The 26310-nt window shown below is 51.8% G+C and carries 23 protein-coding genes and 1 other annotated feature; of the genes, 7 read left to right on the top strand and 16 right to left on the bottom strand.

From position 1 onward, the window contains the following. Positions 1 to 64: 64 nt before the first annotated feature. From H4F65_RS01370 to H4F65_RS01355, 4 genes are read right to left on the bottom strand one after another with little or no spacing between them, the layout of a single operon-like run. Positions 65 to 823 (bottom strand): iron ABC transporter ATP-binding protein, encoded by a 759-nt coding sequence (locus H4F65_RS01370; RefSeq protein ID WP_010277081.1) that lies wholly within the window; start codon positions 821 to 823, stop codon positions 65 to 67. Next, entirely contained in the window at positions 820 to 1827 is a 1008-nt protein-coding gene (locus H4F65_RS01365; protein ID WP_010277084.1) for an iron chelate uptake ABC transporter family permease subunit, read from the bottom strand. The genes H4F65_RS01370 and H4F65_RS01365 overlap by 4 nt, the downstream gene beginning before the upstream one ends. After that, positions 1814 to 2776, bottom strand: a complete 963-nt coding sequence (locus H4F65_RS01360; RefSeq protein ID WP_010277087.1) for an ABC transporter permease — start codon at positions 2774 to 2776, stop codon at positions 1814 to 1816. Before H4F65_RS01360 ends, H4F65_RS01365 begins: the two co-directional genes overlap by 14 nt. A 21-nt stretch (positions 2777 to 2797) precedes the next feature. After that, a complete protein-coding gene (locus H4F65_RS01355) occupies positions 2798 to 3742 on the bottom strand; it encodes a siderophore ABC transporter substrate-binding protein (RefSeq protein WP_373368441.1) in 945 nt (314 codons plus the stop codon). Positions 3743 to 4045: 303 nt separating this feature from the next. Here H4F65_RS01355 and sbcB point away from each other — a divergent pair, with 303 nt between their 5' ends. Beyond that, positions 4046 to 5473, top strand: a complete 1428-nt coding sequence (gene sbcB, locus H4F65_RS01350; RefSeq protein ID WP_010277092.1) for an exodeoxyribonuclease I — start codon at positions 4046 to 4048, stop codon at positions 5471 to 5473. 75 nt (positions 5474 to 5548) lie between these two features. Here sbcB and H4F65_RS01345 read toward each other — a convergent pair whose 3' ends face one another. From H4F65_RS01345 to H4F65_RS01300, 11 genes are all read right to left on the bottom strand, one after another. Next, positions 5549 to 6919 (bottom strand): APC family permease, encoded by a 1371-nt coding sequence (locus H4F65_RS01345; RefSeq protein ID WP_010277095.1) that lies wholly within the window; start codon positions 6917 to 6919, stop codon positions 5549 to 5551. After that, on the bottom strand, positions 6909 to 7130 hold the full coding sequence (locus H4F65_RS22100; protein WP_010277098.1) for a hypothetical protein: 222 nt from the start codon (positions 7128 to 7130) through the stop codon (positions 6909 to 6911). The genes H4F65_RS01345 and H4F65_RS22100 overlap by 11 nt, the downstream gene beginning before the upstream one ends. A 412-nt stretch (positions 7131 to 7542) precedes the next feature. Continuing rightward, complete coding sequence (locus tag H4F65_RS01340; RefSeq protein WP_010277101.1) at positions 7543 to 8298, bottom strand: flagellar brake protein; 756 nt, start codon at positions 8296 to 8298, stop codon at positions 7543 to 7545. A 379-nt stretch (positions 8299 to 8677) separates the two neighbouring features. Beyond that, positions 8678 to 9583: a triphosphoribosyl-dephospho-CoA synthase CitG gene (gene citG / locus H4F65_RS01335; RefSeq protein ID WP_010277108.1), complete on the bottom strand. Its 906-nt coding sequence runs from the start codon at positions 9581 to 9583 to the stop codon at positions 8678 to 8680. Next, positions 9561 to 10088 carry a citrate lyase holo-[acyl-carrier protein] synthase gene (gene citX, locus H4F65_RS01330; protein WP_010277109.1) on the bottom strand — a complete coding sequence of 176 codons (528 nt, stop codon included), beginning with the start codon at positions 10086 to 10088 and terminating at the stop codon, positions 9561 to 9563. The genes citG and citX overlap by 23 nt, the downstream gene beginning before the upstream one ends. A 26-nt stretch (positions 10089 to 10114) precedes the next feature. Then, the gene (gene citF / locus H4F65_RS01325; protein ID WP_010277111.1) at positions 10115 to 11644 is read right to left on the bottom strand and encodes a citrate lyase subunit alpha; all 1530 of its coding nucleotides are present in this window, start codon (positions 11642 to 11644) and stop codon (positions 10115 to 10117) included. A 53-nt stretch (positions 11645 to 11697) separates the two neighbouring features. Continuing rightward, on the bottom strand, positions 11698 to 12573 hold the full coding sequence (citE, locus tag H4F65_RS01320; RefSeq protein WP_010277112.1) for a citrate (pro-3S)-lyase subunit beta: 876 nt from the start codon (positions 12571 to 12573) through the stop codon (positions 11698 to 11700). Further along, complete coding sequence (gene citD, locus H4F65_RS01315) at positions 12573 to 12863, bottom strand: citrate lyase acyl carrier protein (RefSeq protein WP_010277114.1); 291 nt, start codon at positions 12861 to 12863, stop codon at positions 12573 to 12575. Before citD ends, citE begins: the two co-directional genes overlap by 1 nt. A gap of 23 nt (positions 12864 to 12886) precedes the next feature. Next, positions 12887 to 13951, bottom strand: a complete 1065-nt coding sequence (gene citC, locus H4F65_RS01310) for a [citrate (pro-3S)-lyase] ligase (protein ID WP_010277117.1) — start codon at positions 13949 to 13951, stop codon at positions 12887 to 12889. An 87-nt stretch (positions 13952 to 14038) separates the two neighbouring features. Further along, positions 14039 to 14923 carry a fumarylacetoacetate hydrolase family protein gene (locus tag H4F65_RS01305; RefSeq protein WP_010277118.1) on the bottom strand — a complete coding sequence of 295 codons (885 nt, stop codon included), beginning with the start codon at positions 14921 to 14923 and terminating at the stop codon, positions 14039 to 14041. 115 nt (positions 14924 to 15038) lie between these two features. After that, positions 15039 to 16409: a 2-hydroxycarboxylate transporter family protein gene (locus H4F65_RS01300; RefSeq protein WP_010277120.1), complete on the bottom strand. Its 1371-nt coding sequence runs from the start codon at positions 16407 to 16409 to the stop codon at positions 15039 to 15041. 419 nt (positions 16410 to 16828) lie between these two features. Here H4F65_RS01300 and H4F65_RS01295 point away from each other — a divergent pair, with 419 nt between their 5' ends. The 4 genes from H4F65_RS01295 to H4F65_RS01280 all read left to right on the top strand — a co-directional run bounded on the left by H4F65_RS01295 (position 16829) and on the right by H4F65_RS01280 (position 23920). Further along, positions 16829 to 18424, top strand: coding sequence for an ATP-binding protein (locus H4F65_RS01295; RefSeq protein ID WP_010277122.1), 1596 nt, complete (start codon positions 16829 to 16831; stop codon positions 18422 to 18424). A 91-nt stretch (positions 18425 to 18515) separates the two neighbouring features. Next, positions 18516 to 19217 (top strand): response regulator, encoded by a 702-nt coding sequence (locus H4F65_RS01290; protein WP_010277125.1) that lies wholly within the window; start codon positions 18516 to 18518, stop codon positions 19215 to 19217. 464 nt (positions 19218 to 19681) lie between these two features. Beyond that, on the top strand, positions 19682 to 21616 hold the full coding sequence (locus tag H4F65_RS01285) for a methyl-accepting chemotaxis protein (protein ID WP_010277127.1): 1935 nt from the start codon (positions 19682 to 19684) through the stop codon (positions 21614 to 21616). A 351-nt stretch (positions 21617 to 21967) separates the two neighbouring features. Continuing rightward, positions 21968 to 23920 (top strand): methyl-accepting chemotaxis protein, encoded by a 1953-nt coding sequence (locus H4F65_RS01280; RefSeq protein ID WP_010277130.1) that lies wholly within the window; start codon positions 21968 to 21970, stop codon positions 23918 to 23920. Between the two features lie 102 nt (positions 23921 to 24022). Here the strand turns inward: H4F65_RS01280 and H4F65_RS01275 are convergent, their stop codons facing one another. Next, positions 24023 to 24859, bottom strand: coding sequence for an SDR family oxidoreductase (locus H4F65_RS01275; protein WP_010277132.1), 837 nt, complete (start codon positions 24857 to 24859; stop codon positions 24023 to 24025). Positions 24860 to 25141: 282 nt separating this feature from the next. Here H4F65_RS01275 and hisL point away from each other — a divergent pair, with 282 nt between their 5' ends. Both hisL and hisG read left to right on the top strand, forming a co-directional pair. Continuing rightward, positions 25142 to 25189 carry a his operon leader peptide gene (hisL, locus tag H4F65_RS01270; protein WP_106389040.1) on the top strand — a complete coding sequence of 16 codons (48 nt, stop codon included), beginning with the start codon at positions 25142 to 25144 and terminating at the stop codon, positions 25187 to 25189. Beyond that, positions 25165 to 25286, top strand: a sequence feature (His leader region). It overlaps the preceding gene by 25 nt. Before the next feature lie 122 nt (positions 25287 to 25408). Next, entirely contained in the window at positions 25409 to 26308 is a 900-nt protein-coding gene (hisG, locus tag H4F65_RS01265; RefSeq protein WP_010277135.1) for an ATP phosphoribosyltransferase, read from the top strand. Positions 26309 to 26310: the final 2 nt, after the last annotated feature.

Below are 26310 nucleotides of genomic sequence, written 5' to 3'. Positions count from 1 at the left end.
ACCCAGCGTCTTTCAAGCAGTGCTTACGCCCTTTGCGCTAACACCCCGCTGAGCGGATAATCTGTCATCGATAATATACCGCGATACGCTGGTTATGAACCTGCTCGATGGCCACTTCCGTATCGAAAATATCTTCCAACACCTCGGATACCATGATGTCTTCCGGTTTTCCCGTGTAGATGATCTGCCCTTTGCGCATCGCAATAATGTAATCCGAATAGGCGGAAGCGAAGTTGATATCGTGGATAACCAGCACGATGGTTTTGCCTAGCTCATCGGCCGCACGGCGAATCTGTTTCATCATCGCCACCGCGTGTTTCATATCCAGATTATTCAGCGGTTCATCCAACAACACGTATTCCGTGTCCTGACACAGCACCATCGCGACATAGGCCCGCTGGCGCTGGCCACCGGAAAGCTCATCTAAAAAGCGATCTTTCAATTCGGTCAGATTGAGGAACGCCAGCGCGGCGCTGATGCGTTCACGATCGTCAGCATTCAGTCGCCCTTTGGTATACGGATAGCGACCAAACCCCACCAGCTCCGCTACCGTTAAACGGCTGGTGAACTGGTTTTCCTGCCGCAACACAGACAAACACGTCGCCAGCTTATCGCTTGGCGTGGTCATCACGTCCATGCCGTTGACCTTTACCTGTCCGCGATCCGCGTCCAGCAGGCGACTGATGATGGACAACAATGTCGACTTCCCTGCCCCATTCGGGCCGATAATCGACGTGACGCCACCACGAGGCACCGTCGCGGTGACATTATCTAATACCTTAACGTTGTTATACGCTTTGGTTACATTGCCGATCTCAATCACACGGAAACCTTTTTCAGTAGCAACACAATAAACAGCGATCCACCCACAAATTCGATCACGACCGACAGCGCACCAGACATATCCAGCAGATGCTCAAGCACCAGCTGTCCGCCAACCAGTGAAATAACACCTAGCAGGAAAGCGGCGGGCAGCAACAAACGATGCTGGCTGGAACCAATCACTAAATAGGCAAGGTTCGCGACCATAAAGCCCAAAAAGGTGAGCGGACCGACCAGCGCCGTTGAAATGGCAACCAGCACGGAAACCAGCAGCAGAATGATCGTGACGCTGCGTTTGTAGTCGATACCCAGGTTAATCGCGTTATTACGCCCCAGCGCCAGTACATCAAACCGAAAGCGCATACGCCAGATCACTGCCGCGACCACCAGCGTAATTCCAACCGACAGCGCCACCAGTTCAGGCACGGTACGGGTGAAGGTGGCAAACATCCGCCCCTGTAAGATGGCGAACTCGCCGGGCGTCAGCAGACGCTGCATTAAACCCGCCATGCTGCGAAACAGCGTGCCGCAGATAATCCCAACTAGTAAAACCAAATGCAGGTTATTGCGACTGCCAGTAAACAGCCAGCGGTACAGCAGCGCGGAGAAGAGAATCAGCAGCAACGTCTCAAGAACGAATTTGCCTTCAACGCCCAGTCCCGGAATGCCGCTAATGCCGAAAACAAATACCAGCGACGTCTGAATCAGGATAAACAGGGCTTCAAACCCCATAATAGACGGCGTCAGCACCCGGTTATTGGTCACCGTTTGAAACAGCACCGTCGACGCACTGGCGGCAAACGCCACCAGCAGCATCGTCGTCAGCATCAATCCGCGGTGCGTCAAAATGTAGCGCAGGTTGCTGCCTAGATTGATGGTCATAAACAGCACGATCACCACGGCAGCCGCAACAGCCAACCACGTCAACCGCTGCGTCGGCGATAATCCCGCACGTTTTTCGCTGACGGTTCCGGTCAGCACCGTATTACGTTCATTGACTGACATGGCGTTTCTGGCTTAGCAATAAGAGAAGGAAAACGGCAGCGCCAATGACGCCAAGAATCACGCTCACCGGAATCTCGAAAGGATAGCGAATCACGCGGCTGATAATATCGCAGCACAGCACCAGACCGCCGCCGAGCAGGCACACCCACGGGATCGTTTTGCGCACATTGTCGCCCATCATCATGCTGATCAGGTTCGGCACGATCAGCCCGATAAACGGCAAGCTACCGACTACCACGACCACTACGCCGCTGACGATGGCAATAATGCTCAGCCCCATCATCATCACCTGCCGATAGTTAAGACCGACATTGACGGAGAACTCGCGCCCCATGCCTGCGACCGTGAAGCGGTCAGCGATCCAGCAAGCCACCAGCGTTAACGCACCAACCAACCAGAGCAGTTCGTAACGCCCCTGCAAGACACCGGAGAAATCGCCCGATTCCCAACTGCCCAGCGCCTGTAGCAGATCAAAATACATCGCGCCAAACGTGGTGATTGAACTGATAACCGCACCCAGCATAATGCCAACCAGCGGCACCACCAGCGCGGATTTCAGCACAATTCGCTGTAGCAGCATCATGAACAGGAAAGTACCCGCTAAAGCGAACAGGCTCGCCACCACCATCTTGGTGAAAATCGTCGCACCGGGCACGGCGATCATCACCACTAGCAAACCTAAGCTAGCCGACTGTGTAGTCCCCGCCAGAGACGGTTCGACAAAACGGTTTTGCGTCAACAACTGCATGATGAGACCAGCCACACTCATGGCACTGCCGGCCAGCAGCAAAGCTAGCGTGCGAGGAACGCGGCTGATAAAGAAAATATCGCGCATTTCTGGGTCGTTCCACACAGCCTGCATATTCAGTTGCCCTGCCCCAACAAACAGGCTGACAACGATCATGCAGGCCAGAAAAACAAGACCCAGCGAGTAGTAAAAAGACTTCATTGATTCTGCCGTAACCTGCCGTTATTGCTTATCTAACGCGTCACTGACGGTACTCACGAGGTTTTTATAGCTTTGCAGCCCCCCAGCGATATACAGCGATGCAGAATCCAGATAGATCACGCGATTATTTTTCCAGGCGTTGGTTTTGTGAATCAGCGGGTTATCCAGCACCTGCTGGGCCGATTCTCCACCCGGGCGACCAATCGCACTGTCACGATCGAGAATGAACAGCCATTCCGGGTTCACGCTCAGTAAGAATTCTGAGGTCACCACGTTGCCATGACGCCCAGACTCAGGGAACTCGGTCGCCGGTTTAAAGCCCAATTCATCAAACACGAAGCCGAAACGCGATTTAGGACCGTAGGCAGACATTTTGCCACCGCTGACCATCAGAACCAGCGCATTGCCTGCATTTTCTGTTTTGGCGCGCGTTTGGGCGATCTGCTGTTTGAAATCATCAATCTGTTTCTTCGCATCATCTTCTTTACCGAAAATGGTGCCCAGTTGCTCGATGCGTTGGGTAAAGCTCGTCATAAACTGGTGCTCATCCACGTCCATCGAGATCGTCGGTGCAATACCGCTCAACTTGTCGTAGGCGTCGCGCGTACGTCCACCAGCAATAATCAGATCGGGCTTCGCGCTGCTGAGCGCTTCATAGGCAGGTTCAAACAGCGTCCCGGCGTTCAGGTAAGTATCGCTGTTATATTTTGATAAAAACGCGGGCAGCGGCGTGCTGCTTTTTGGTACACCGGCAATCCCTTCAACCTTCAACGCATCCAGCGTATCCAATGAGGCAGGATCAAACACAATCACTTTCTTCGGCGGCTGTGGAACCTGAGTGGTGCCCTGCGCATGCTCAATGCTGACCGTGTGGCTTCCTTCTGAAGACGATGACTGCTGATCGCAGCCGGCCAGAACAAACATAGATGCCAATAACGTCGCCTTCACTGCAAACGCTGCATTCAATCGCACCACATTTAACCGCATAAGTGTGTTCTCCATTTCGCTGTTTGTTGCCGAATGCCACCCCGCAGAGTGATCTACGGGACAATAAGGAATTTAATTATCATTCGCATTAGAACGAAAATTGTAACCGAACGGACACAGTCATGCCTAGCGATTCTGTCTACCCTCCTATTGATGTAAGTCAGGGAAGTGATGCAAATCAGGAAAGCGCCACAGAAAAGTTGATTCAATGGTATCCTTGCCGTTTTCCAGATTGTTTTGCCTGATTTCAGGCTCAGCGCGCACACGTAGCTAACTGCATATATGGCCGAGAAAACACAACCCACTTTTTTCATACATGACTACGAGACGTTCGGTAAACATCCAGCGCGCGATCGCCCTGCGCAGTTTGCGGGTGTCCGTACCGATATGGACTTCAATATTATCGGTGAGCCGCTAGTCATTTATTGTCGTCCGGCGGATGATTACCTGCCGGAACCGGAAGCGGTGATGATCACCGGAATTACGCCACAGGTCGCGCTGGCAAAAGGCGTCAATGAGGCGGAGTTCGCTCGTCAGATCCATGACGCATTCAGCGTGCCCGGCACCTGTATTATGGGCTACAACAATATTCGTTTTGATGATGAAGTCAGCCGCAATATTTTCTATCGCAACTTCTACGATCCTTACGCCTACAGCTGGCAAAACGGCAATTCCCGCTGGGATTTGCTGGATGCGTTACGCGCCTGCTATGCCTTGCGACCAGAAGGTATCGTGTGGCCGGAAAACGATGACGGACTGCCCAGTTTCCGCCTTGAGCATCTGACGAAAGCCAACGGTATTTCGCACGAACAGGCGCATGATGCGATGTCCGACGTTTATGCCACCATCGCTATGGCGAAGCTGTTCAAGCAGGCGCAGCCTAAACTGTTTGAATATCTGTTCCCGCTACGTAACAAAAACAAAATTTCCGCGCTGATTGATATCCCGCAAATGAAGCCGCTCGTTCACGTGTCTGGCATGTTTGGCGCGGCGAGAAGCAACACCAGTTGGGTTGTTCCACTCGCCTGGCATCCGGACAACCGTAATGCGGTCATCATGTGCGATCTGGCTGGCGATATGACGCCGCTGCTGGAGCTGGACAGCGCAGCCTTGCGCGAACGGTTATACACCCGCCGGGATGCGCTGGAGGCGGATCAGAGTGCCGTTCCACTCAAGCTGGTGCACATCAATAAATGTCCAGTCTTAGCACCGGCTAATACCTTACGGCCGGAAGATGCGGAAAGATTAGGCATCGATCGTCAACGCTGTCTGGACAATTTGGCGCTGCTGCGTAGCAACGCAAGCGTCAGGGAAAAAGTGGTGGAGCTGTTTGCTGAGGCCCCCGCATTTACCGCATCTGATGATGTCGATTTACGGCTTTATGATGGCTTCTTTGGCTATGCTGACCGCATGGCGATGAAGATTATTCAGGAGACCGCTCCGCAGAACCTGCCCGCGCTGGATCTCACGTTTGCCGATAATCGTCTGGAACCGCTGCTCTTCCGCTATCGCGCCCGCAATTTCCCCGGCACGCTGGACGATCGCGAACAGCAGCGTTGGTTGCAGCATCGGCGTGCGGTCTTTACGCCGGAGCGCTTGCAGGACTATCTGTCAGAACTCAGCAATCTGTATCAACAGCACGAAGACGATAAAGAGAAGATGGCACAGCTAAAAGCGCTGTACGCCTATGCGCAGGAGCTGGTGGGCTAAGATAGCTACTTAAAGCCATAAAAAAGCGGAGCACAGTGGCTCCGCTTTTTTCTTTTAGGCGTGTCGTCGGTTTATTTAAACCGGTTCTTCGCTACATTGCGGTACTGGCTGACGGAAACTACGCGTCACAAACGCCAGATAGAGCAATCCAATCGTTGCCCACACCAGACCCAGCGTCATCGAGCTGGCTTCCAGATTCACCCACAGCGCACCCACCGTCAACGCGCCCAGCACGGGCAGTACGAGGAAGTTAATGGTGTCTTTCACGGTACGGTTACGGCGCTCACGAATATAGAACTGTGAAATGACCGACAGGTTCACGAACGTAAACGCCACCAGCGCACCGAAGTTGATCAGCGCAGTGGCCGTCACCAGATCGAACGACACCGCAGACAGTGCAATCACACCCACCAGCAGAACGTTCAAAGACGGCGTACGCCATTTCGGGTGGATATAGCCGAAGAAGCGCTCTGGGAATACGCCATCACGCCCCATGACATACATCAGGCGAGACACGCCTGCATGTGCCGCCATACCGGATGCCAGTACAGTGACGCAGGAGAACACCAGAATAACGGACTGGAAGAATTTACCCGCAACATACAGCATGATTTCCGGCTGAGACGCATCAGGCTCTTTAAACCGCGAGATATCCGGGAAATACAGTTGCAGGAAGTACGCCACGGCAACAAAGATCACCCCGCCGATCAGCGCCGTCAGGAAGATGGCTTTTGGAATCACCCGACCTGCATCCTGCGTTTCTTCCGACAGCGAGCTGATGCCGTCAAAACCCAGGAACGAGAAACAGAGAATGGTTGCACCGGTAATCATCGGCACCACGTGGGCGTTCTCAGACCAGAATGGACGCGTACTGGTCAGCGTACCAGCCCCTTCGCCCAGATAAACACCGTGAATCACCAGACCGAGGAATACCGCCATGATCGCAACCTGCACCACCACGATAATGGAGTTCAGGTTAGCAACCAGACTGATGCCACGCAGGTTAAATAGCGTCATCAAGCCGACCAGCGCCGCCACAAAAATCCAGGACGGTACACCGGGGAAGATCGCTTCCAGATAGATTTTCGCCAGCAGGATATTGATCATCGGCATGAACAGATAGTCCAGCAGTGACGACCAGCCGACCATAAACCCGACGTGCGGGCTGATCGCTTTTTGTGCGTAAGTATAAGCAGAACCCGCAGATGGGAAACGTTTTACCAGTTTGCCATAGCTCAGCGCCGTGAACAGAATGGCGACCAGCGCAAACGCATAGGCCGTTGCCACATGGCCGTCGGTCAGGCCAGACACGATACCGAAGGTATCAAAAATGGTCATCGGCTGCATGTACGCCAGCCCCATCATAACGACAGGCCACAGCGTGAGCGTTCTTTTTAACTGAGCACGTTTTACGCCAGCATTAGGCAACTGAGAATCAAGCGACATGGTGCACACCTCCGTTCATCACGGCAGAAGCGGTGCTGTTGTTTGCGAATGCGCTAAAAATAAGGGAGTGGATACAGGACTTGCCTGAATCACGATGAGAAGAGGTGGCTGTGACAGCACCAGAGATAACTTGCGACTGCGTCGCGCCATAACCAATACCATTGCAGCACAAACCGGCGGGCACCGGTGCGAAACGTGTTAATTGCCCCATCTTTCCTTTCCTCACTGTGCTCACAGGCACACACAAAATTATCTATCCGGATCGTTGCCCGGCCTCTTTGGTTGAAGACCCTATACCCAGCAAACCTGAGCCACAGAGAAAAGGTAAGAAACCACACCAATACCCCTGTAACCTGAAAGGTTGACGAGCATAAATGTAAAAAAATAACCGACGCTATTAGACGTCGGTTATTTGCAAGGCGCGTATTCTGCACCACTCGATCTCATCTGACAAGGCTCTGAGAACGTTGGAAACAATTTATTTATCCCCACCCTTCTTCGAGAAGCCTGTACGTTGGCTTTTCGCATGACTTATGGGTAATAAGTAGGATAAATAAGCGAATACTCGTTATAAAAACGTTGCTGTTATGTGTGAAGCCCAAACAAAAAGTTGTGCTTAAAAATTACAACTCCTGGAATCGCTTTTTCTTTTCGTTTTGTAATCTTTCCAACTCAAAAATCACCTGCTGAAGATCCCGTTCCTGCGCCGCATTCAGTGAAGGGAACTTGAAGCTCAAACGCTGCGTCAGTTTCAATTCACCTTTGTTATCGACGATCTTCACCATTGCCTGACCGACGAACTGCAAATCAACACAGAAAAAACCGTGGTCAGCCAGATCCATCTCCACGCTCTTAATGATGTCGCCTTCGGTCAACAACCCTGTGGTATCACGGTCGGTATAGAGGCTCAATCCACCCAGAGAAAGATCTTTGATGGTGAACAGGAAAACGCTGTCATCCGGCAGTTCGCCACGGCACGTCAACGGCGGCCACAGCGGCGTATTGATGCGGAAATAGGTTCTACGCTGGATAAGATAAAGCAGTTCAGGAATCTGCGCGCTAAAGGCTGGCAGCCCGTCGTAAGTCACCGTTTTCGCAATTTCAGCATTGAATTCAACTTTTGCACCGGCAGGTTCTGCAACAAAAGACAGCGCCCCTGCATACAGCGCGCGGTTATTCTCACGCTCAATGCCGCCTAAATCGAAGACAAACAGGTTGTTATCGGGTACAACGTCAAGAATTTTACTGATGAACTGTCCGTGAGAATGATGAACCATCAAAGACGTATCATTCTTCTTTAACTCGCGCAGTGTTGCACAGATGGCCAGTTTGTTGCGCTTAACAAACTGCTCTTTCAAATTTTCATTCACCGCTTTCATCCCCACCATTGTTTACACAGAGTATGTGTCAATGGCTTATATTGATGCACGCCTCTTCGTTATCTTTCAAGTTCCATGTGTGCCAACACGATGCACTGCACTGGCTGCATATTGAAAACGATTCCTCGGAGTACCTGAAACAGCATGAAACCTACCCTAAATAACTCAAGTTACAGGGAGGCAAGCGAAGAACAAACTCGTGGAAAGGAATTTGAGCAGCCAGCACGTACGTAACTCGAAGTATGACGGGTAGAAGTTGGTGAAAACGATATCGGCAATTTTCTCAATAACTTTAGTGGAACAAGAGGAAAAGTGTTAAGGCGCGGTCAAATAATGAAACACATCGCTACCAGCGCCTTTTATCGCACCTGTTCGTGTGCTATTCGGCAGGATAGTGATACAGCAGCCAGGTTAAGGCCAGTAAATCGGCGCTACCGCCTGGGCTAAGGTTTCTGGTAATCAGCGCGTCGTCCATCTCTCTTAGCGCCTGACGATCCAACGGCCCCGTCAGCAATCTCCGCGCGTAATCTTGCACGAACGCTAATCCGCCCATACCGCCGCGTGAAACGACATTGGTGTCCGGATTGTTAGCCATCAACACCAGTAGCGTCCGTAACAGCGCGGTTTCGTCATCCACCCCGGCAGCCATCGCCTGCTGCAAGGCAGGCAGCGCATACTCGCATACGGTACTGAAACCGCTGGCGGCTTCTCCCCTTGCCCCCGTCAGGCCATGACGCTGATAGAGATGTTCACCCGCAGTCGCCGCTCCAGAACACGTCTCCAGCTCATTCCGCACCAAATCGTGACACATTGCCGCCACGCTATCGCACAGGCTACGCTGCGTTATACGCTCTCCCCGCCCTGCCAGCCAACCGGCAGCCGTACACAGCAGGCCAAACGCGAAAATCCCACCTTTATGGGTATTCACACCTTTCGTTGCTGACAGCATCGCCTGTTCACAGGCGATGCCGATAGGCCGAACCTGAGACAGCAACTGCGCTAGCGGTGTATTAGCGTGCTGATAACCCGCGTCGGTAAAATGCCGAAACCAAGGGGAGATCGCCTGAATGCTGGTCTGAAACAGCGCGACATCCATATCGCGGTGAGATCCGTTATTGGCGCGATCTACCAGTCCTGGCTTCGGTGTCAGCATCACTTCCATTGTCAGCGCGTGCGTTACCCGCCGGTCGATATCCGGTAACGCGCCGCGCTCCCAATCATCGCCGACTGCGGAACGGGATACCGCAGCCGACAGTACACCGTCAGGCTGGCGTAAAGTAGGCATTAACCTTTTCCTCAATATGCTCAAGCAACTCAGGCAGCGAATGACGACGCGAACGACTACAGGCGTGTGCCATCTGGTCGCACAATAGGCACGTTCGCCCGCTGTGCGCCAGCATCGACCGGCCAATCGAACCGTCTTCCGGGCTGAAAATGTCGAAATCCCATAGCCGCCCCAGTTCATGGCTATCTTCCAGCGCAATGGTCGCGGCTTTCACGGACAACGCATCTTTGGTGATCGCCCACAGCCCTTCCGCGCCCGTTGCCAGCCAGCATATCTGCTGCTCCAGCACCGTCCATCCCCGCGTCTGACACAGCAAGGCGAATGACTTGATGGCTTCGGCCATCACCTGCCGATAGCCTTCACTATCTTTTACCGGCCCCGGCGTGACCAGCGTCAGCGACACCAGCGTCGCACCGTGGCGAGCAAGCCATTCTTGTTGGCGAACTGCGCGGCGTTCCTTCGCCGCGAGTAAGGTTTCCAGCGAGATGGAAACAGCATTTGTCATCGTCGATTCCCTCATGCGTTTAGCGCTTATTCGTCGGTTTCTTTCACCTGACGAACGACGTCAATCACACTGCCATCGCGGTAGCGAATAACGCCGACGATGCGATCGTGAAACTCGATAGCGCGTGGTTCACCCACCAGCGCAATCGCACGCTGATACAGTGCCTCAATCGTCATCACCGTCAGCCCCGCCTGTTTCAGGCGTTCAGCAACTTCAGGCCGCGCGGGGTTGACGGCAATGCCGTGATCGGTCACCAGTACGTCAATACTTTCTCCCGGCGTAACGCGCGTCGTCACCTGACGCACCACGGTTGGGATGCGGCTACGAATCAGCGGCGCAACAACGATAGTCAGGTTCGCCGCCGTCGCGACGTCACAGTGTCCGCCGGACGCACCGCGCATCACACCGTCGGAACCGGTGATCACGTTGACATTAAAGTCGGTGTCAATTTCCAGCGCGCTGAGAATCACCATATCCAGCTGATCGCAGCAGGCCGCTTTAGAGCTGGGATTGGCGTAAACGTTAGTGGAGATCTCGACGTGATTTGGGTTCTTCGCTAGCGATGCGGCCGCATTGGCATCAAAACACTGGGTATCGATCAGTTTTTCAATCAGCCCTTTTTCGTGCAGATCGACGATACCGCCCGTGATACCACCTAGGGCGAAGCGCGCCACGATGTTCTGCTGACGCATTTTATCTTCGAGGAAACGCGTACAGGCCGTCGAGGCCGCGCCGGAACCAGTCTGGATCGAGAAACCATTTTTGAAATAACCGGCATGTTCAATCACGTCTGCCGCGGAACGGGCAATCAGCAGCTCACGCGGGTTGCTGGTGACGCGCGCCGCGCCTACGCTAATTTTGGCCGGATCGCCCACTTCATCGACCTGAACGATATAGTCCACCTGATCTTGAACGATACTGGCCGGCATGTTCGGGAACGGCACGAGCGCTTCGGTCAGCAACACCACTTTGCGGGCAAACTGCGCATCGACCATCGCATAGCCCAGCGAACCACAGCTGGATTTCCCAGCGGTGCCGTTGGCGTTACCAAATTCATCGCTGCACGGGACGCCCAGGAAAGCGACGTCGATATTCAGCTCACCACTTTGCAGCAGATGGACGCGACCGCCGTGAGAGTGAATCTGTACCGGTTCTTTCATTAACCCGTGAGAAATGGCGTCAGCCAATTTGCCGCGCATCCCCGAGGTGTAAATCCGGCTGACTACGCCCGCTTTAATGTGGTCGATCAGCGATGCGTTACAGCTCATCAGCGAGCTGGATGCCAACGTCAGATCGCGAAACCCCATCCTTGCCAGCGTGTCAACCACGCGATTAATGACTTTATCGCCTTCGCGGAAATGGTGGTGGAAAGAGATCGTCATCCCGTCTTTCAGTCCGCTGTGACGAATCGCCTCCTCCAGATCGGCACACAGCTTGCGTTCATGTTTTTGTGCGACATCATTCAGCCACGGCGTATGTTGATTCGCGTTGACGAAGGGTTGCAGATGGCGTTTTTCCGGGTACTGCTTTTGCAGTGCTTCAATAAAATGACTCATTGTCTAATCCTGTGATTCCTGAGAGCGGCAATTGCGGTGCAATCACGCAATGGCTATTTGCGAACGCCGGAGGCCTGAGCACGTTCCAGCACTCTTCTGGCGTGGTCGATAATCGGCCCGTCGATCATTTTCCCGTTCAGGGAAATAACGCCCAGACCAGCACGTTCGCCCTCTTCGGCGGCTTTGATCACCAGATGGGAATAGTCCACTTCATCCTGCGTAGGCGCATAGGCGTTGTGTAATAGCTCAATCTGGCGCGGGTTAATCAGGGATTTACCGTTGAAGCCCAGCTTACGGATCAGATCGACCTCTTTCAGGAAACCTGCATCGTCATTGACGTTGGGATAGACCACGTCGAAGGCGTCGATACCGGCAGCGCGAGCCGCGTGCAGCACCGCACAACGGGCATAAAACAGCTCCGTGCCGTCACCACGTTCCGTTTGCATATCCATCACGTAATCAAACGCCGCGAGCGCAATCCCGATCATGCGTTCGGAAGAACGCGCAATCGCGACCGCGTTAATGACGCCGACCGCAGACTCGATCGCGGCCATGATGCGCGTAGAACCCACTTCACGACCGCAGGCCTTTTCGATACGCACCAGATGGCGCTCCAGCTCATCCACATCGTCAGTGGAATCCGTTTTCGGCAGACGAATCACATCCGCACCGCCGCGCACGGCGGCTTCCAGATCCAGCAGGCCAAACGGCGTACTGAGCTGGTTGATGCGTACCACGGTTTCAATATCACGGTACATCGGGTGTTGGAGCGCGTGGAAAACCAGCAGGCGCGCGGTGTCTTTCTCGCGCAGGGAAACGGCATCTTCCAGATCGAACATAATGGAGTCAGGCTTGTAGATAAACGCATTAGACAGCATGGCGGCATTCGCACCCGGGAGGAACAACATACTGCGGCGAAGCTTATTCATTACAATTTCTCCCATTCAATCTGCTGTCCGTCTGCGGCGCGCAGTACCGCGCTTTGCACGCGAGCACGAATGACACAATCCAGTGCGCCTTTGTCATCCACAATGATCGTCCCTTCCTGTACGCCCAGTTCTTTCAGCGTATCATTCACGACCTGTTTGATTTGGTGACCGAACTGTTTCATGACTTCGCTGTTAATGACCACGGTGAGTTTCCCGTCAGCCGGTGCCACTTTGACCAGCAAATCGCTGGATTCAAAGGTGCCAGCAAGGGACTCCTTAACAATCTTCATAGACTTATCCTGATTAATTTTAATTACGCGTATTCGGGCTCGTAGTAGTGCTGTAAATGCGCAAAGGTTGAGGCTGGCACGATGTCCTGAATACGGCTGTACTGCCGAAGCTTGAGTAATTTCCTGACTTCCGAAGCGGAAATAGCCAGTCCTGAGGTTTGCCGTTTACGTTCAATTTCAACCACGCTTAGCGCCGGGGAAGACACCGTTTGGTCTTTCTCCAGCCAGTAGTGCATGTCCTGGTTGTACTGATACGTCACCGGGCAAAAGGGTTCGGTGCCGACGAAGCGCTGGGTAATACCGAGCGCCGGCGCGATATATTTCCTGAAAATGAGTAAATCCAGCGCCGCATGGGCACGGGTGATGAGTTTCTCTTCCTTCAGGAAATAGCCGGGAAAGGTCGCCTTAGAGATCATGTAGTTCGAACCGGCATGTACCGTCACATTGCGGATGTGTTCCACGCCGCGCTGCACCATCTCCAGACGCTCGCTGAACGGGAAAAAGGACACGTCTTCCCGCACCACGAAGACGTGCAGCCAGTCACACGACTGTGCCGCATGCTCCGCCAGATAGCGGTGGCCCAGCGTGAAAGGGTTCGCGTTCATCACAATCGCGCCGATCTTTTTATCTGTCCGCGTCGCGAGCGGTTCAGGGTACGCAAAGGCCGCCAAAGACTGGCAATACTGTTGGATGCCAATCGGCGTGTTTTCCATCAGCACCGCATTGTCCTGATAACACACCAGCGGGTAGAAGCCACATCCGCGAAAGATGTCGACATTTTCCGGTCGAGTATAGAGAAACAGGTGGAAGTGGCCGCGCTGCGCCGCCTGCTGCATCACTTCATTCACCACCTGCACGCCCAGATTGAGGTGTCTAAATTCAGGATCGACCGCAACGCACTTTATGGTATTGGCGGCCAGCCCTGCGCAGGCAATCAGCCGCCCGCCCCGTTTGCCAACCACAACGATGTCAATATCGTCATCCATGCCGAGCTGGCAGTGTGCGAGGAACTGGCGCACCGCGTTCCTCTCTTGCTCCCGAAGGCGCACATCCAGCGTGTCAAAAAAGACGGAATCATTGGCATACATCACGGTTCTTCCTGCAACTCGAATTATTTAGGCAATCTATTGCAGGCTGCCGGTTTAGCGCCGGCAGCCTGGTACTGACACGGCTATTCAGTGCGCAACGGCTTCAGCGGCTGCCGGAACCGATTTCACTGGCGCAGCGGCATCCACGATGGTGTTACGCAAATGGCCAATGTTTTCGATTTCAACTTCAATGCAGTCACCCGCGTTCATAAACAGCGGTGGATTGCGTTTTTTACCCACGCCACCCGGTGAACCGGTAATGATCACGTCGCCGGCACTCAGTTCGGTGAAGGTGCTGATGTATTCAATCAGTTCAGCGACTTTGTGGATCATGCTGCTGGTATTGTCGTCCTGCACCATGCGGCCATTCAGATAGGTGCGGATTGCCAGCACATGCGGATCGGGAATTTCATCCGTGGTGGTCAGATAGGGGCCGAACGCACCGGTTTTCTGCCAGTTCTTGCCTGCGGTAAACCAGCTGTGCTGCCAGTCACGCGCAGAACCATCCATGTAGCAGCTGTAGCCTGCAACATGTGAGAGCGCGACATCCTGAGAAATATTCTGTCCACCTTTACCGATAACGACCGCCAGCTCGCCTTCATAATCGAACTCGCTGGAGTAATGCGGTTTGATTACCGGCGTCGCATGTCCGGTTTGCGAATCCGCAAAGCGCACAAATAATGTTGGCGCGGGATTCTCTTCATTAAACTCCTGACGTTTAGCGGCGTAATTCATTCCCACGCACAGGATTTTCCCTGGTGCGGTAATAACCGGTAAGAACGTCACCTCCGCGACCGGAATATCCGGCGTACTCATACTGAATTCGTGTGCCACATGTAACGCATTCTGCGCCAGCAGTGTTTTCAGATCGGGGTAACGGTGGCCAATTTTACCGCCGAGATCGATTAATCCCGTTGGCGTATAAATGCCGTAACTGTCCTTACCGTTATAACGATAGCTTGCAAGTTTCATAATATTTCCTGTGCAAAATAAACCCACGCGCATTGGCGTTTTTTATTCCGTTAACTCAACTTATTTTTAATACAATCTTTCTTTAGCCCAGCGCCTTCTTATTTTCTGCATGGCATCAGACTAAAAAGTTGGCGAGCACCAACAGTGAAATCGACACGTTAATCGCACCGCCGATACGCGTAGCAATCTGCGCGAATGGCATCAACACCATACGATTACCTGCCGTCAGAATTGCGACGTCACCGGTACCGCCCTGTCCGCTCTGGCAACAGGAAATAATGGCAACATCAATCGGGTGCATACCGATTTTTCTACCCACAAAGAAACCGGTCGCAACCAGCGTCACCACGGTAGAAATAATCACCAGCAGGTTTTGAATCGTAAAAGCGTTCACCAGTTCCTGCCACGGCGTAATCGCCACGCCAACGGCAAACAGAATCGGATACGTCACAGAGGTCTGGAAGAATTTGTAAACGACCTGAGAACCTTCCAGCATTTTCGGTGAAACACCGTGAGCCAGCTTCACCAACACCGCCGCGAACAACATGCCAACGGGTGCAGGCAGACCAATGACTTTGTGACCAAGCATACCCACCATATACAGCAGGATTGCCAGCAGCGCGCCAGAAGCAATCGTCGTGACATCTGCTTTGCCGCTAAAGGCAGAAGCCGGTGCGCTGCTTGCGCCACCGCCCAGATTATTGTCTTTATTCGGCATCAGTTCGCCTTCACCGGTCAGGTGTGGATAGCGTTTACCCAACTGATTCAGAACACCGGCAAGGATGATGGCGGTCAGGCTACCCAGCATAACGATAGGCAAGACGCGCCCCAGCGCAACGCCCTGATCCATATGCAGAATCGTGGCATAGCCGATAGATAATGGGATAGCTCCTTCACCCACACCGCCCGCCATAATCGGCAGAATCAGGAAGAAGAAGATTTGGAACGGATCCAGGCCGAGCGCAATACCTACGCCCATGCCCACCAGCATGCCGGCGACTTCACCGCACAGCATAGGAAAGAAAATACGCAGAAAGCCCTGAATCAGCGTCTGCCGATTCATACTCATGATGCTGCCTACAATGATGCAGCAGATATAGAGATACAGGATGTTGGTGCTTTTATAGAACTTGGTCGTGGATTCAACGACAACGTCCGGCAGCAGGCCATAATGCACCATCGCCGAGGGGATAAAGGTCGCACAGATTGCCGCCGCCCCCATCTTGCCGATAATCGGCAGACGTTTACCAAATTCGCCGCAGGCAAACCCGAAGAACGCCAGTGTCGCCACCATCACGACGATGTCGCTTGGCAGCTTGCCACTCAGGCAGTCGATGCCGATTAATACCCCCGCCAGCAAAAAGAGTGGCACAGGGATAATACCTACTTTATAGGTATCCAGAACATGCCACCATTTTTGCTTTAATGAGGCCTTCCCAGCCGCCTCATTATTTACCACAATATATGAATCATCAGTCGTACTCATAACTCTGTCCCCGTTTTATTTTGTCCGCGAATGATAGGGGGCGGTTACTTATTATTATGTGATTCCCTTCAAATTAAAAAACGAGTTTTAAAGGCGTTTATGGTTTTTATGGTTTATATTCAAAAATCGTTTATTACGCAGGCATTTAGATGATTTTACGCTCAAAATAAATTTTACGGTTTTTATGGAGTTTATGGTTTTTATTTCCTAAAAATAACTATGTTGATAAAACGTAATTAAGTTGTTTATTAAACAAAACAGATGCGTTTAATTTTATCTATTTATTACCCTCATCATATTGGTAACAACATATTTAAACGTGTTATTGCTCACAAGTTTTTTCCTCTCAGCCCATTCTTATTACCATTCGTGATAAATTTATCAGCTATTTTTCGTTCATCAGCAGGTTACCGCACATCATGAGAGTGAGACTTTCCTTTCATATCAAATTATTTATCTATTTGATCGTCTTCTTCTCTTCGTTACTTCTGATGACGGGTATTTATTATTATCACGATATCGATAAGCAGCTGTATTCCGAGCTGGGTACGCGCGCGCAGGTACAGGCCAGAGAAATCGCCATCATCCCGTCCCTGATTGAGTCGGTTAAGCATAAAGACACCAGGCAGATCAGCACGCTCGTTCAGCAGTTGAAGCTGCGCAGCGACGCCAGCTATATCGTGATCGGGGATGATCAGGCACATCACCTGTTTCATTCTGAAGATGCCAGTCTTGTCGGCACGCAGATGGTGGGCGGTGATAATGTTGAGGTACTCGCCGGGAAAAGCACTATCACCGTGCGCCGGGGCGGCATTGGCATTTCTCTACGCAGCAAAGCACCGATCGTGGCTGATGCTCAGGTTGTTGGCATTGTCTCCGTCGGCTATCTGAAAACCCATATCGATAACCTGACGTTCAGTAAACTGGCGCATATCCTGCTGGCGATTCTGGCGATGTTTGTCGCGCTGTTTCTCTTTTCCTGGTGGTTCTCGCGTAATCTGAAGAAACAGATGTTTGGTCTCGAACCTCTTGAGATTCGTATGCTGGTCAGGCAGCAAAAGGCGCTGCTCGAATCGATCTACGAAGGCGTGATCGCCATCGATAAGCAGCACCGCATTGCTGCCATTAACCATGCCGCTAAAGAAATCCTCGGACTGAACGAACCGTCTTATCTGTTGCGCGGCAAGCCGATTGATACCGTCATTAAGCCTGTGCCCTTTTTCTCCGGCGAGGCCATGTGGAACAGCGACACCCACGATGAAATCTGTCGTTTTAACCACGCTACCGTGATTGCCAGCCGGGTGCGGATCATGCTGGAAGATGAGCTTCAGGGTTGGGTCATCAGCTTCCGCGGTAAAAACGATATTCATACGCTTAGCATGCAACTCAGTCAGGTGAAGCGTTACGCGAATAGTCTGCGCATTTTGCGCCATGAGCAGTTGAACTGGACAGCGACGCTGGCTGGGCTACTGCACCTAAAACGCTATGACGAAGCCATCAAATATATTGAAGCGCAGTCGGAAAGCGCGCAGGTGGTGCTGGATTTTGTTTCGCGCCGCTTCTGTTCACCCGCGCTGTGCGGTCTGCTGCTGGGCAAGTACGCGACAGCACGGGAAAAAGGCATTGAGATTGTTTTCGACCCACGCTGCCAGCTCACCCATATTCCACCCACTCTGAGCGAAACGGAACTGATGTCCATCATTGGTAATTTGCTGGATAACGCGATGGAAGCCACATTAGCCACCACCGCGCCACATTATCCTGTCGAGGTGTATATCTATAACAGCGAACAAGAGCTGGTTATTGAAGTCGCCGATCAGGGAACGGGTATCGATCCGGCCATTGCCGATAGCCTGTTTGAAATGGGCGTGACCAGCAAAACACAGGGCGATCACGGGCTGGGGCTGCATCTGGTAGCCAGCTACGTCAATCAGGCTCAGGGAATGATCGAAGTCTCGGCCAACCAGCCGAATGGCAGCATATTTTCCCTATTTATTCCGATGTCCCCCCAATAATTTAAGCGGCGCGTAGTGAATAACGCACAGGCCGCTTGAGGTACAGCGGACACACTATTTTATAATTCAGAGACTAACAGGGATTCACACCATGCAGCACACTGAACATTTCGATGTCTTAATCGTTGAAGATGAAAGTAAGCTGGCAACTATTCATGCTGAATTTATTGAGAAACATTTCAATCTGCGTGTCGTCGGGATTGCCGCTACGCTTTTTGAAGCCAAAAAGCTCCTTCAGCAACATAGGCCGCGCCTGATCCTGCTGGATAACTATTTGCCTGACGGTGAAGGGGTTTCGCTGATTGAAAGCCAACTTCTCAAAGGGATGGACTGTTCCGTCATCTTTATTACCGCCGCCAGCGATATGAATACCTGCGCTCAGGCGATTCGCTGCGGAGCCTTTGACTACATTATCAAACCGCTCTCCTACCCACGGCTACGCTCTTCGCTGGAGCGATTTATTCAATTCGTGAAAACGCAGCACACTTACAAAATTGTCGATCAGCAGAACGTCGATATTCTCTATCAGCTGCAATCATCCGGCACAGCCACCTCCTCGTCAGCAAAAGGCATTGAAGAGAACACACTAGGGCTGATCAAGCAGATTTTTGCCAACGATGACGGCGGGACACTCTATTCTGTCGATGATATCGTCGAAAAAACCGGGCTCAGCAAAACGACAGCGCGCCGCTATCTGGAGTTCTGCGTTGAAAACCAGTTCCTCGACATCGAAATGCGTTACGGCAAGATTGGTCACCCACGTCGGCTGTATCGCACAAAAAGCACCGGCTAGATCTCGCAATCCCAGGCCTATGGCGGTGAGGTTAGCCGTCATAGGACATGACGCACAGCCAGACGGCGGTGTACGATAAAAATTAAGATAAAGGCCAGATAAGGTAATAACGTCATTCACTAATCGGTATACTTCACCCGTATTAAGTCCAAACTTAACCATTCGTTATTTTTATCCTATTTATATTTCAATATATGTCTACATTAGCCATTTCCCTCTCTATTTTTTAAAAGTTAAAAAAACAATCACAATTTTCTGTGTTTATTCTTATAACGGTTAACATAACGCAGATTGGTAATTAAACCAGCGCCAGCTGTGCAGTTGTCCAACAATAAGAGAGAAGCCTCACAAATTATTATTAGTTTCTTCACTCACACTAAAAAAAACCACTACAAATCCGATAAGCATTACGGGTCATATCGTTATTAACACCCGACACCAGTAATTCATCCCGGAGAGACGTCATGTTCTTAGCCAAAAAAATCAGAAATCTTAAAATATCCCAAAAGCTGTATCTTGGGTTTGGGGTGATCCTGCTACTGGTCATCATTGCATCGCTACTGAGCGCAGGTCGCTTCAGAGAAATTCGTGATATTTATGAGAAAACCAACCTTATTTACAACATCAACATCGAAGTCTTTCAGGCCAAAATAAACCGCCTGAAGTATTTTTATTCGTATGAAGAGAAGTCGCGTGAGACTATGGCGGGCTTCGTTAAACATGCTTCAGAGTTAACCAGTGAAGCGAAAACACTCTCATGGAGTCCAGAAGGCGCGCCCCTCGTCAACGATCTCGGCCAGAACCTGACCGAATTCCAGAACGCGATCACCGAAATGGGGAAAGCCACGCAGCGCGTGGTAGAAAATCGCGACAAAATCAGCACCGCCAACGGGCAAAACATTACTACGGATTTTTACGCCAAACTGCGCCAGCAGCCTTCTGATAGCGCAACGCAATATCAGGCTGAAGATTTGGCAACGCAGGTTTCAGAACTCAAGCAGTTATCCTATGAATTGCAGCTTAAGCAAAATGCCGATGCGGCGAAAAAGCTCGATGAGGCTTTTGGTCGCTTTGACAGCAGCTACCAGGCCGCCACTGCGGCACTGACACCTGAACAACAGGCTGCCGCAGAGGGACTGCGAAGCTATGTCACCCGCTATAAAAAGCTCAACGCTGACTACTTCCAGAGCGTCAACGATCTGAAAAAAGCCGAAGACGGCGTGAAGGTCGGCGGGGATAAAAGCAGCGCCTCCATTAAAGCGCTTATCACTATCGTCAAAGAAAAGAATGACGCACTGGCATACGGTTCCGCTACCATCACGATGATCATTGGCCTCATCGCTGTCGTGATCGGCATTATCATCTCGCTGCTGATTACCCGCCAAATCACCCGCCCCGTGATTCACAACCTTTCTCTGGCGGAAAAAATCGCCGCAGGCGATCTGACGTCAACAATCGTGGCTGACCGCGATGATGAGCTGGGTCAGCTAACGGCTGCCATGGGAAGAATGAACGAGAAGCTGCGCCATATGATCAGCGATGTGCGTGACAGCGTGGACAGCGTATCCACCTCTGCGGCCAAGATTGCCGCGGGTAACAGCGATCTCTCCTCACGCACCGAGCAGCAGTCTGCCGCCGTCGTAGAAACCGCCGCCAGCATGGAAGAACTGACATCGACCGTGAAAAACAACGCCGAAAACGCCAAACAAGCGAGCCAAATCAGTACTGAAGCCTCGCAAAATGCACACAAAGGCGGCGAAGTGGTACGGAATGTGGTGGATACAATGTCAGGTATTTCAGACAGTTCACGGAAGATTGCCGACATCACCGCCGTTATCAACAGCATTGCTTTCCAGACCAATATTCTGGCGCTCAACGCCGCGGTAGAAGCCGCACGCGCCGGTGAGCAAGGTCGCGGGTTCGCCGTGGTGGCCAGCGAGGTGCGGACGCTTTCTCAACGCACCTCGCAAGCGGCAAAAGAAATCGCCAGCCTGATATCTGAATCGGTGTCGCGTATCAACGTGGGCACTCAGTTGGTAGCCAATGCGGGAACGGCGATGGATCAGATTGTCTCCTCTGTCTCACGCGTTAACGACATCATGGGGGAAATTGCCTCCGCCTCCGATGAACAAAGCCGCGGCATTGAGCAAATCTCCCGTGCCATCAGCGAACTGGACACCACCACACAGCAGAATGCCGCGCTGGTAATGGAATCCTCTATCTCCGCTAACTCGCTGGAAGAACAGTCTGCGATACTGGAAAGTATGGTAGCGAACTTCCGCCTATCCGATCACGAGGGGCGCAAACCCAAAGCGAATCTCTCCGGTTTGCCGCCACAGCAGAAACGCCTGCCGCCTGCATCAAAACAATCGCAGGATTCAGGCTGGACCACCTTCTAACGTTCGATCCTTCAGCCCTGATATGACGTCAGGGCTGAATTCAACGATAAATAAATCGTTAAATAATCAGTAAGCTACGTTGTTTTGGCCGTATTCCCATAAAACACTATGCATTTGCACAGCCCGCATTGATAGCCATCACAAAATGTTATTATCCCCTACTTCAGCACTAACATCGCGATAAGAAAGCCCGATAACTCATTGTAGTTAGAAATGAAATAGTAGTTAGAAATGAAACAGCAGTTAGAAATGAAATCGTGTTTAGAAAAACATTGTCGTTAACAGTGAAATAATAGTTAGCAATAAAACCGTAGTCATTATTACTAAAATCGTTATACATGGAGAGTTATAATGCAGCATCTTGCTAGTCGAATCCGTAACACAAAAATCGCACATAAACTGTATGCGGGATTTGGCATTATTTTATTACTCGTTATTGTTGCCTCATCGCTGAGTACAAAAAGATTTAAAGACATTAAAGATATCTATGAGAAAACCAATCTTATTTACAGCATCAATATTGAGGTATTTCAGGCAAAAATAAATCGTGTTAAATATTTCTACGCCCCCGATGAGAAGACAAAAGATATTCTGGCGAAATTCGTTAAAAGCGCGACAGACTTAACAGACAGTGCAAAAACGCTGGCCTGGAGCGCCGATGAGTTAGGCCACATCAACAGCTTAAAAGAAAACTTAGAAGGCTTTCAGACGTCGGTATCCGCTATGTCTGTTGCAACACAAAAAGCGGTTGCTATTCAGGGAAAAATGAATCAACTCCATGCACAAGCCACGCTGGAACCTGTTGCACAGACTATTCATAGCACCAGTTCATTCCCCGATAACGATGCTTATTACGCGATGAGCAGACTGGCATTCTTGTTAAGTGAAGTGCAAAAGCTGAGCTATGAACTGCAAATAACAAAAGATGAGAAAACAGTCACTGCTCTGAATAATCGTTATGCGGAAACGGAATCAGCCTATCAGGCCTTACCGATTTTACCTGCCGACCTGAAAAGTCAGGCTGACGCATTGCGCAATTACATCAAACAATATCAACAGATTAATGCAGACTATTACACCGCTTTCGACGACGTGAAAAAAGCAGAGTATTTGGTCATGAGAGCAGGAACGAAAAGCAGCGCAGACATCAACGCGCTGACGGCCATTATCAAAGCGAAAAACGATGAACTGGCCTATCACTCCGCCACTATTACCATGATTATCGGTCTCATCGCCGTGATCATCGATATCATCATTTCGATCTACATCACCCGGATTATCACCAGACCCATCATCCATAACCTGTCGCTGGCGGAACGTATTGCCAGTGGAGATCTCACCACCTCGATTCAGACCGATCGCCACGATGAACTGGGGCGGCTTACCCACGCAATGGGGACGATGAATGAACAACTGCGCCACGTTATCTCCGAAGTGCGGGACAGCGTCGGTAGCGTCAGCCAGTCGGCAAGCAAAATTGCCACAGGCAATAGCGATCTGTCATCACGCACCGAGCAGCAGTCGGCAGCCGTAGTTGAAACCGCGGCGAGCATGGAAGAATTGACGTCAACGGTGAAAAACAACGCCGACAACGCCAAGCATGCCAGTCAGATCGCTGCCGATGCGTCCAAGAATGCGCTGAAAGGCGGTGAGGTCGTGAAACAGGTGGTGACGACCATGGACAATATCGCAGCCAGCTCCAAAAAAATCGCCGATATCACTACCGTCATCAATAGCATTGCTTTCCAGACCAACATTCTGGCGCTGAACGCTGCGGTAGAAGCCGCCCGTGCTGGTGAACAAGGCCGTGGTTTTGCCGTGGTCGCAGGCGAAGTGCGCAGTTTATCGCAGCGCAGTTCTCAGGCAGCCAAAGACATCGAGTCCCTGATCGCAGAGTCCGTCGAGCGTACCAATGCGGGGAGTCATCTGGTGGCGGTTGCGGGAGAAACCATGGAGCAAATCGTCGATTCCGTTTCCCGCGTGAACGACATCATGGGGGAAATTTCCTCCGCCTCTGAGGAACAGAGCCGGGGAATTGGGCAAATCGCGCAGGCGATCAGTGAACTGGACACCACGACGCAGCAGAACGCCTCGCTGGTAATGGAATCCTCCATTTCCGCCAACTCGCTGGAAGAGCAAGCTGTGCTGCTGGAGAAACTGCTTGAGCACTTCCGCGTGTCTCAATCTGACAACCGCGCTGGCTCACGTACGTCATCCTCTACGCCACGACACGCGCTGCCAAAACGTGTGTCAACGGCAGACAAAAAAACCGCGTCGTCAGAAAGTGACTGGACGTCGTTTTAACGCCTCACGCCCGGATACTTCACACATATCCGGGCGTATCTGGAACCCTATAGCGGTATCAAAAAATGGCGACAAAAAAAGCCGCACGGATTGCGGTTAGCGCTACAAGCCTTCATTCAGTGGCATCGTTGAAGGGTTAGGATATTGATACTCAAACCCGAGTTCATGGCAGATACGCTGCCCATCAACAATCTTCCCCTGATCGCTGTCGGTTACAGGAGCAAACTGCGGCGGAGACAGGTGCAATCTGCGCGCCTGTTCAGGGTAAAAGTCCTGTCTGGCAGGATGTTCTGGCGCACACAGGTTATAGATATGCCCACCGTTCGGAAGCTTAAGCAGCAGCAGGATCGCCGCCAGCACATCTTCCTGATGCACCAGATTCACGCCATGATTGCCACGCGGCAGATTGGCTTTGCCAGCAAGGAAACGCCCAGGATGGCGTTCACCGCCGACCAGCCCCGCAAGACGCAAGATATCCACCGAAGTATCAGGTAGATGCTGCAACCACTGTTCGAGGGACACCAGCGTTTTCCCTGCGACCGTCGTCGGCTGTAGTGGCGAGTTTTCTCTTGCTGTGCCGCTGCTATCGCCATAAACCGAGGTTGAACTGGTGAAGATAATACGCGGGACATGGAACACGCGCGCCATATTCACCAGTTGCTGTACCGCTTGTGCATACCCTTCGCCCCCTTCCGCCGTTCGGCTGGCGGGCAATGTCACGATCAGCACGTCAGCCTGTAATAGCGCGCTAAGCTCATCAGCGTCACATTCCAATTCCGGCGTCAGAGCCAGTTGATAGCACTCAATCCCACTCATACGCGCAGCTTCCACGCCATCCTGAGTGGTTTTCGTCCCTGTCACGCGGTAACCGTGCCCATTCAGCGCCAGAGCCAGCGGCATACCCAGCCAGCCCAATCCAACAATCGATACTTTTTTCATCAGCCGTTCTCCCCTGCAAGGAGCCTGTTAATTAACATCACGCACCGCCTACAGAGTAAACGGCTTTCATGCCCATCGCTACAGAGCCTGTCCGATTTCAGCAGCGCTTTATGTCTATCCTGGGGCCAATATCTCGAGCAACTAGGCAGACGCATCACGCAACCAAAACGAACTTCCCACATCTGCTAAAAAAATGTTGCACAACAACCCGAACATGGTTTAGGTTATTCGACAGAAATCGTTATTCATTTAATAAATACTGACACAACAAAGAGACACTTTATGACACGCGTTCTGTTTAACCACCATCATCACCATCATCCTGATTAGTCTTTCGGGCAGTTGGTGCTGGAAGACGTTAAGATCTTCCAGTGGCGCAGAACACAAAGAGAGCCCTCGGAAGATCATCTTCCGAGGGTTTTTTTATGCGCGCTATCCTTGCGCGCACCTTGCAGGCCGTTGCTATGCAACGTTAAAAAACGTTCCCGACGTTTTTTTATGCTCGCTCTATTTCCAAAAATTTAAATTTGACAGGTTAATGAGGTTTCCATGCTGGATAAAACACGTTTACGGATAGCAATGCAGAAGTCAGGCCGCCTGAGCGACGATTCACGCGAACTGCTGGCGCGCTGCGGGATCAAAATCAACTTACAGCAACAGCGCCTGATCGCGTTCGCAGAAAATATGCCGATTGATATCCTGCGCGTACGCGATGACGATATCCCCGGCCTGGTCATGGATGGTGTGGTCGATCTGGGCATCATCGGCGAAAACGTGCTTGAAGAAGAGCTGTTAAACCGTCGTGCACAGGGCGAAGATCCGCGTTACTTCACGCTGCGCCGTCTGGATTTCGGCGGTTGCCGCCTGTCGCTGGCGATGCCGCTGGACGAAGCCTATACCGGTCCTGAATGCCTGCAAAACAAACGTATCGCCACTTCTTATCCTCACCTGCTCAAACAATATCTCGACAGACAATCTGTCAATTTCAAATCCTGTCTGCTCAACGGTTCCGTCGAAGTCGCACCGCGCGCCGGTCTGGCCGATGCCATCTGCGATCTGGTATCAACCGGTGCCACGCTCGAAGCCAACGGCCTGCGCGAAGTGGAAGTGATTTACCGTTCTAAAGCCTGCCTGATTCAGCGCGACGGCGAGATGCCAGAAGAGAAACAGCTGCTGATCGATAAACTGCTGACCCGTATGCAAGGCGTGATTCAGGCGCGTGAATCGAAATACATCATGCTGCACGCGCCTAGCGAACGTCTGGAAGAAGTCATCGCCCTGTTGCCTGGCGCCGAACGCCCCACCATTCTGCCGCTGGCTGGCGATCAAAGCCGCGTTGCCATGCACATGGTCAGTAGCGAAACGCTGTTCTGGGAAACGATGGAAAAGCTGAAATCTTTGGGTGCCAGCTCCATTCTGGTTCTGCCTATTGAAAAAATGATGGAGTGATG

Source organism: Pectobacterium brasiliense, from assembly GCF_016950255.1.
Classification (GTDB): domain Bacteria; phylum Pseudomonadota; class Gammaproteobacteria; order Enterobacterales; family Enterobacteriaceae; genus Pectobacterium; species Pectobacterium brasiliense.
This window is presented reverse-complemented; position numbering and strand designations above follow the sequence as displayed.

Excerpts from the sequence above, each read along its gene's own strand:
- H4F65_RS01365 (WP_010277084.1), bottom strand. The coding sequence starts at position 1,827 with ATGTCAGTCAATGAACGTAATACGGTGCTGACCGGAACCGTCAGCGAA.
- H4F65_RS01345 (WP_010277095.1), bottom strand. The coding sequence starts at position 6,919 with ATGTCGCTTGATTCTCAGTTGCCTAATGCTGGCGTAAAACGTGCTCAG.
- H4F65_RS01295 (WP_010277122.1), top strand. The coding sequence starts at position 16,829 with ATGAGAGTGAGACTTTCCTTTCATATCAAATTATTTATCTATTTGATC.
- H4F65_RS22100 (WP_010277098.1), bottom strand. The coding sequence starts at position 7,130 with ATGGGGCAATTAACACGTTTCGCACCGGTGCCCGCCGGTTTGTGCTGC.
- citG (WP_010277108.1), bottom strand. The coding sequence starts at position 9,583 with ATGCCTACTTTACGCCAGCCTGACGGTGTACTGTCGGCTGCGGTATCC.
- H4F65_RS01280 (WP_010277130.1), top strand. The coding sequence starts at position 21,968 with ATGCAGCATCTTGCTAGTCGAATCCGTAACACAAAAATCGCACATAAA.
- sbcB (WP_010277092.1), top strand. The coding sequence starts at position 4,046 with ATGGCCGAGAAAACACAACCCACTTTTTTCATACATGACTACGAGACG.
- H4F65_RS01305 (WP_010277118.1), bottom strand. The coding sequence starts at position 14,923 with ATGAAACTTGCAAGCTATCGTTATAACGGTAAGGACAGTTACGGCATT.
- H4F65_RS01285 (WP_010277127.1), top strand. The coding sequence starts at position 19,682 with ATGTTCTTAGCCAAAAAAATCAGAAATCTTAAAATATCCCAAAAGCTG.
- H4F65_RS01290 (WP_010277125.1), top strand. The coding sequence starts at position 18,516 with ATGCAGCACACTGAACATTTCGATGTCTTAATCGTTGAAGATGAAAGT.
- citX (WP_010277109.1), bottom strand. The coding sequence starts at position 10,088 with ATGACAAATGCTGTTTCCATCTCGCTGGAAACCTTACTCGCGGCGAAG.
- H4F65_RS01360 (WP_010277087.1), bottom strand. The coding sequence starts at position 2,776 with ATGAAGTCTTTTTACTACTCGCTGGGTCTTGTTTTTCTGGCCTGCATG.
- citC (WP_010277117.1), bottom strand. The coding sequence starts at position 13,951 with ATGTATGCCAATGATTCCGTCTTTTTTGACACGCTGGATGTGCGCCTT.
- citD (WP_010277114.1), bottom strand. The coding sequence starts at position 12,863 with ATGAAGATTGTTAAGGAGTCCCTTGCTGGCACCTTTGAATCCAGCGAT.
- H4F65_RS01340 (WP_010277101.1), bottom strand. The coding sequence starts at position 8,298 with ATGAAAGCGGTGAATGAAAATTTGAAAGAGCAGTTTGTTAAGCGCAAC.
- citF (WP_010277111.1), bottom strand. The coding sequence starts at position 11,644 with ATGAGTCATTTTATTGAAGCACTGCAAAAGCAGTACCCGGAAAAACGC.
- citE (WP_010277112.1), bottom strand. The coding sequence starts at position 12,573 with ATGAATAAGCTTCGCCGCAGTATGTTGTTCCTCCCGGGTGCGAATGCC.
- H4F65_RS01275 (WP_010277132.1), bottom strand. The coding sequence starts at position 24,859 with ATGAAAAAAGTATCGATTGTTGGATTGGGCTGGCTGGGTATGCCGCTG.
- H4F65_RS01300 (WP_010277120.1), bottom strand. The coding sequence starts at position 16,409 with ATGAGTACGACTGATGATTCATATATTGTGGTAAATAATGAGGCGGCT.
- hisG (WP_010277135.1), top strand. The coding sequence starts at position 25,409 with ATGCTGGATAAAACACGTTTACGGATAGCAATGCAGAAGTCAGGCCGC.